The organism is Microbispora sp. NPDC004025 (assembly GCF_053604425.1).
The window spans coordinates 444,351-450,974 of sequence record NZ_JBSGHN010000005.1; the positions used below are offsets into that span (position 1 = coordinate 444,351).

Here is a 6,624-nt window from a genome sequence, read left to right on the forward strand (position 1 = left end):
CATGCAGCCCACCGGCCGTGCGCTGCCCGTGGCGCTCGACGCCATGGGCGGCGACAACGCGCCCGCGGAGATCGTCGCGGGAGCCGTACAGGCCGTGCGGGAGCGGGGCGTGCCCGTCGTCCTCGTCGGCTACCCCCGTCTGCTCTACCAGGAGCTGGGCGAGCACGACGCCGTCACCGAGATCCCCATCGTCCGCGCGGAGGAGGCGCTGGCGATGGACGAGGGCGCGTTGGCGAGCCTGAGACGGCCCCGCTCCAGCATCGCCGTCGCCTGCCACCTCGTCCGGCGCGGCGACGCCTGCGCGGTCGTGTCCGCGGGATCGACGGCGGGCGTCGTCGCCACCGGCCGGCTGCGGCTGCGGGCCCAGCAGGGGGTCGTACGCCCCGCGATCGCGGTCGGCCTGCCGACGCTGCCCCAGCCGACCGTGCTGCTCGACGCGGGCGCCACCGCCGACGCCAAGCCGGAGATGCTGGTGCAGTTCGCCCACCTCGGCGTGGCGTACGCCGAATCGGCGCTCGGCCTGCGGCGTCCCCGTGTCGGCCTGCTCACGATCGGCGCCGAGGCCTCGAAGGGCAACAAACTCGCCAAACGGGCTCACGAGCTGCTCGCCGCCACGCCCGGGATCGACTTCACCGGCAACATCGAGGGGCACGACCTGCTCACCCGGAAGGTCGACGTGGTCGTCGCCGACGGGTTCACCGGCAACGTCGCGCTCAAGACCGTCGAGGGCACGGTGCGGTACGCCTTCGAGCAGTTCAGGGAGGCGATCGCGGACAGCCGCGTGGCCAGGCTCGGCGGGATGCTGCAGCGGTCCCGGCTCCGGGAGCTGGCCGGCCGGCTCGATCCCGAGGCGCACGGCGGGGCCGTGCTGCTCGGTCTCAACGGCACCGTGGTGATCGCGCACGGCTCGTCACGGGCGCGCGGCGTGGCCGCCGCCTGCGAGCTCGCGGCCCGCCTGTCGGCCCAGGGCATCGTCGCCAGGATCGGCGAGCGCATCGCCTCCAACAACAAGCCGCACCGCCGCTGGTGACCACCGGATATAGGACGGCGGGCGGAAGCCGCGCGCCGATAAGCTTGACGCATGACCGACCCGCAGCTCGTGCTCACCGAGCGGGTCCAGCAGGCGCTGGGTTCCGCCTTCGGTCCGGAGTACGCCACCGAAGATCCGCTGATCAGGCCCTCCCAGTTCGCCGACTACCAGGCGAACGTCGCGCTCAGCCTGGCCAAGCGGCTCCGACGTGCCCCGCGGGAGGTCGCCCAGGCGATCGCCGATCACCTCGACACGAACGACGTGAGCGTGGAGGTCAGCGGGCCCGGGTTCCTCAACCTGACGCTCCGCGACGGCTGGATCGCCGAGCAGGCCGGGCAGCGGCTGCTCGACGAGCGCATCGGCGTGCCGCAGCCTGCCCCGCAGACCGTGATCGTCGACTACTCCGCGCCGAACGCCGCGAAGGAGATGCACGTCGGCCACCTGCGCACCACGATCGTCGGCGACACCCTCGCGCGTACCCATGAACACGTCGGCAACCAGGTGATCCGGCAGAACCACCTCGGCGATTGGGGCACCCAGTTCGGCATGCTCATCGAGCACCTCCTCGACATCGGCGAGGAGGAGGCCCTCGGCATGCTCGCCGCCGGCGACGGCAACGCCTTCTACCAGGCGGCGCGGCACAAGTTCGACAACGACCCCGAGTTCCAGCAGCGGTCCCGCCGCCGGGTGCCGCTGCTGCAGGGCGGCGACCCGGAGACCCTGCGGCTCTGGCGCGAGTTCATCGATTACAGCAACCGCTACTTCACCAAGGTGTACCGGACGCTCGGCGTCACGCTGACCGACGACGACATCGCCGGCGAGAGCATGTACAACCCCATGCTCACCGACGTCTGCGACGAGCTGGAGCGCACGGGCGTGGCCGAGATCAGCGAGGGCGCGCTGTGCGTGTTCCCGCCCGGGTTCAAGGGCCGTGACGACCAGCCGCTGCCGCTCATCGTCCGCAAGAGCGACGGCGGGTACGGCTACGCCACGACCGACCTCGCGGCGATCCGCTACCGGGTGCGCGACCTGAAGGCCGACCGCGTCCTGTACGTCGTGGGCGCCACCCAGTCGCTCCACTTCCAGATGGTCTTCGCCGCGGCGCGGATGGCCGGCTGGCTGCACGACGACGTGAAGGCGGAGCACGTGCAGATCGGCAGCGTGCTCGGCAGCGACGGCAAGATGTTCAAGACCCGCAGCGGCGAGTCCATCAAGCTCACCGAGCTGCTGGACGAGGCCGTCGTCCGGGCCGAGGCCGTCATCGCCGAGCGCGGGTACGACCCCGAGACCCGCCGGCAGATCGCGCGCCAGGTCGGCATGGGCGCCGTCAAGTACGCGGACCTGTCGGTGAGCCACGACAGCGAGTACGTGTTCGACTTCGACCGCATGCTCGCTCTCACCGGCAACACCGGGCCGTACCTCCAGTACGCCACCGCCCGCATCCGGTCGATCTTTCGCAACGGCGGGATCGAGCCCGAGTCGGCCACCGGTCCGATCACGCTGGGCCACCCGGCCGAGCGGGCGCTCGCGCTGCAGCTGCTCGGCTTCGGCTCGGTCGTCGCGGCCGTCGCCGAACTCTCCGAGCCCCACCGGCTGTGCAACTACCTGTTCGACGTCGCCCAGACGTTCACCTCGTTCTACGAAAGCTGCCCGGTCCTCAAGGCCGAGGAGGAGTCCGTACGGCAGTCGCGTCTGGCCCTGGCCGCGCTCACCCTGCGTGTGCTGCTGCGCGGGCTCGACCTGCTCGGCATCGAAGTCCCCGAGCGGATGTGAGCGGGGTGCCGGATCCCGCTCCGGCGGACACGGAGGACGGCTCTCTCGAGGCCGCGGACGCCGTCCGCGCATCCACAGGTGCCTGGGATGCCGGGGATGACCCGGATGACGGGGATGGTGGAGATGCCGTCCCCATACGTCCATGGCCGGCCGCCCGCTCCTGGGCGGCCCGGCCTTGCCGTTTCCACGGGTCACGGCCGTCCACGGCGCGCCTCGTCCATGACTGTCGCACCAAGCGTCTAGTCTGGCGCGGTCAAGGGAGTGCCAGCCGACCCCTCGGGGAGCGTTCCGCGTGAGCATGGACCTGACCACGAGTCCGGACTTCGAAAACCTGGCCGAGGCCACGGAGCTACACCGCTACGCCGAGGCACTGATCGTCAGCCTCGCGGCCGACGGGACGGCGCCCGACCTGCCGCCGGGCATCACGGACGTGCCGGGCTACTGGCTGGGGCCCGCCGTAGAGGCGCTCGTCCTCATCACTTCCGGCAAGGACGCCCTGGAGCCACTGGCCCTGGCGAACCAGCTGGACGAGCGGCGCACCGCCCTGTTCCTGTGCCTGGCCCTCGCCGTCTGCGGCCACGGCGACCGGATCCACGCCTCCTGGCTCGGCACCGCGTTCGGCGACCTGTCCGAAGACCGTCCGGTGACCCCCGGCCAGCGGGCGCTGTGGCTCGCCGCCGCCCGCGGGGCGTACGGACCGGTCGGCAAGATCTTCGTACTGCGCAAGCTGGACGCGGTCGACGTGCCGGACACCGACGACCGATGGCTGAAGGCGCTGGTCCCCGGTCTGCCGGAGACGGCCGTGCCCGCCTCGCTGGAGGCGTTCCCCGAACTGGCCAAGGTCCCCGAGATCGAACGGTCGCTGCGGGCGTCGGTCACCCTGAACCGTCTGCGCGAGCGCTGCACCGAGATCACCTCCACCCGGCAGGCCGGCGAGGTCACCAAGATCGTACGTGGCACCGTGTGGGCCGAGGACGAGCCGCTGGCCGTGCTCCGCGCCCTGGCGGGCCAGCGCGGTCAGGAAGGGCCGCTGAGCTCGCTCACCGGGCATCTGCTGGAGGACCTGCGTCCCGACGCCGACCCCCACTTGGCGGCGCTCGCCCTGCACGTGGCCGCGCCGGCCGTCAGGGCGGCCGCCGAGGCCCTCGTCGAGGTCGTGCGCGAACCGCCGCCCGACACCCTGCACGTGCCGATCCTCGGCTATCCGATCACGCTCAGGCCCGAGGGACCCGACCAGGAGTCGATGGCCGCGGCCGAGCAGCGGCTCGTCACCGACTGCGTGCCGAAGCGCACCCGGCCCTGGGCCGGATACGTCCTGCTGGTCCTCGCCGTCGTCGTCTTCGCCGCCGGGTTCGTGGTCTCGCTGCCGCTCGCCCTCGTCGGCCTGATGATCGGCGCCGGGGGCGGGCACCTGCTGTGGCGGCATCGCATCAAGGAACACTCGGACGTGCGGTACGTCCAGACACGGGCCGGCAAGCTCGCCGACCTTGCCGACAAAGCCGTCTGGGCCCTGCACGAGTACGCCAGGGAGTCCGAGGAGCGCGCCTCCGCCGCCGCCCGGGACCTGACGGAAGTCTCCACCCTCCTGCGCCGGGGCCCGCGGGCCGCGTAGGGCGCCTGCACCGCGGACGACTGTGCCCGCCGCCCAGGAAGGGCGGCGGGCACAGTCTCGTCCGCGGATGCGCATCCATGCGATCACACGGATGCGTCTCAGGCGGTGGAGACCTCCACCGTCGCCGGAGTGATCAGGAAGACCTTGTCCGCGATCCGCTCGATACGTCCCTCGCAGCCGTAGGCCAAGCCTGCGGCGAAGTCGACCATTCGCGTGGCCTCCGCCGTCGACATGCTCGCCACGTCCATGACCACCGTGTGGCCCTCGCGGAAGTGCCGGCCGATCGTCAGGGCGTCGTCGTATTTCCGCGGGCGAACCATGACGATCCGGGCCGGGTCGGCATTGGGCTGCCAACGCTTGGCGGCACGCTCGGCCGCCGGCATCCAGTCGTCCTCGTACTCGTCCTCGGCATAGGTCTCGTCGTCGTACTGCTCTGCCCCACCCAGGCCAAGGTAGCTCGCCACCTTGCGCACAGCCCCCATCGGTTCGTCCTTTTCCGGCTTGTCCTTTTCCGGGCTCGTCCCGACACGCGGAACCGTAATCGACGATTCAGCGAACCCCCACCGACACGCCCGGCCATTTAAGTGTTGTTGGCTGGATAATGTGCAGGCCGGGTACTCGTGTCTTCATCGTCAATTCCGTCAGCCCTTCCAGGGTAACTCTCAAACCCGCCTACCCCATGGAACCCTTCGCAAACATTTCTCACAGTCACCCCGAACGACGGCACGCCTTCAGTAGATCACAACGGACGCCACCGATGACGGGTTCCCGAAACACGATCTTGCAGGTGGGCCCTGGTGCGCTGCGCATGCGAGGCACGATTCACGACGCCGCCAATGAAGATCGAATTGTGCGACGAAGACGCCGGAATTCTCATATCGAAAGCATTTTCGATAACGGTGCAGCGGCCCCGAGCGCGTCCTTGAGGCTTCCATATCGAGCTCCATTTGAGGTGTCTCTCGCGCCTCCGGCACAGTACGGATCCGCAATCCTGCCTGCGGAAAGAGGACGGGAAAGGCCGCCGTATCCGGCCCCGGCCGACGCCCCGAGACGTCCGTCGTATCCCGGCGCTCAGACCTCCGCGCAGCCTGGTGAGCGGGCCCTTGGCCACCGACTGGTTCAGCAACTGGGGAGCACCGTCCGGACGGAGGCGCTCGCCGCAGCGACAGCTATCCGCCAGGGCCCGGACGGCAGACGGCGAACGCCTACGCGCCCCCGGCCCGCAAAGCGGTGCGAGGACACGCGAGGACAACCGTGGCGTCTCCAGTAACACCCGCCGATTCTCTCGCGGGGACCACGGCCCGGTCGATGGCCTCCGCCCCTTGAAATCAAGACTCGACCTCGCATGGCAGAAACTGACCCCGCGGGGCGGCGTGAGTGACGTGGACGCGTGAGCGACACGGACGCGTGGGGCATGGGCATCCGGTGTGGGAATGCCGGCGGTGTATGGGGATCGTGGGGCGGCTGGACGAGGACGGGTGCCGCTTGGACGCGTGTTGGGGTGGGATGGAGTTGGCGGTGTGAGTGGGGGTTGGTCACTGAGCTGGCTGGGTGGTTCGATCCCTCGACGCTCACGTCCAGCTCTTTGGATGTGTGTGGGGTGGAGCGAGCTGGGGGTGTGGGTGGGGGTTGGTCACTGCGCCGGCCGGAAGGTCCGGTCCTCGCGAAGCCCGCTTCGCTGGGCCTTCGCTGCGGTCCTCCCTCCCGCCCGCTCCGCTCCCTCGACGCTCACGCCCCACACTGTTGGGCTGGGGGATCGGCCTGGGGCCCACCACCGCCGGCCCTACCAGCCCTGCACCTGCCCCCGTGCCTGCCCCTGGATATGCGAAAGCCCCGGCCGTCATCGGCCGGGGCTGTGTTCCCTGGTTCTATGTCGTCGCCGGGTCTGTAATCCGCCTCGCCGTGAGGGCAGGGCAGGTGACGACCGGTCTGCTGCCCGGCCCGCCGACGGTGGCACGCAGCCGGGACCCGGGCCTGAGGCCGGGGCTGGATCGGGCCGGCACCACCACGGCCTCAGCGCCCATCCCGCGGGACCGAGCCCGACAACCTTCGCAGGGGAAAAGGGGTCTGGAAATGCGGAAGGGCCACCCCAAACGGGATGGCCCTACCATATGAAAGATTGTCCGGCGGTGTCCTACTCTCCCACACCGTCCCCGGTGCAGTACCATCGGCGCTGGCAGGCTTAACTTCCGGGTTCGGAAAGTAACCG

General features: G+C 70.3%; 4 protein-coding genes and 1 rRNA gene. 3 read left to right on the plus strand and 2 right to left on the minus strand.

The features are described 5' to 3' along the window. Nucleotide 1: 1 nt before the first annotated feature. From plsX to ACWEQG_RS17405, 3 genes are all read left to right on the plus strand, one after another. Nucleotides 2-1,030: a phosphate acyltransferase PlsX gene (gene plsX / locus ACWEQG_RS17395; protein ID WP_452285771.1), complete on the plus strand. Its 1,029-nt coding sequence runs from the start codon at nt 2-4 to the stop codon at nt 1,028-1,030. A 51-nt stretch (nt 1,031-1,081) separates the two neighbouring features. Continuing rightward, nucleotides 1,082-2,803, plus strand: coding sequence for an arginine--tRNA ligase (gene argS / locus ACWEQG_RS17400; RefSeq protein WP_452285773.1), 1,722 nt, complete (start codon nt 1,082-1,084; stop codon nt 2,801-2,803). Between the two features lie 298 nt (nt 2,804-3,101). Then, nucleotides 3,102-4,415 carry a hypothetical protein gene (locus tag ACWEQG_RS17405; RefSeq protein ID WP_452285790.1) on the plus strand — a complete coding sequence of 438 codons (1,314 nt, stop codon included), beginning with the start codon at nt 3,102-3,104 and terminating at the stop codon, nt 4,413-4,415. 98 nt (nt 4,416-4,513) lie between these two features. Here ACWEQG_RS17405 and ACWEQG_RS17410 read toward each other — a convergent pair whose 3' ends face one another. Continuing rightward, nucleotides 4,514-4,897, minus strand: a complete 384-nt coding sequence (locus ACWEQG_RS17410; RefSeq protein WP_346226448.1) for a cell division protein SepF — start codon at nt 4,895-4,897, stop codon at nt 4,514-4,516. A 1,639-nt stretch (nt 4,898-6,536) separates the two neighbouring features. Then, nucleotides 6,537-6,624, minus strand: a 5S ribosomal RNA gene (gene rrf / locus ACWEQG_RS17415); the annotation flags it as partial.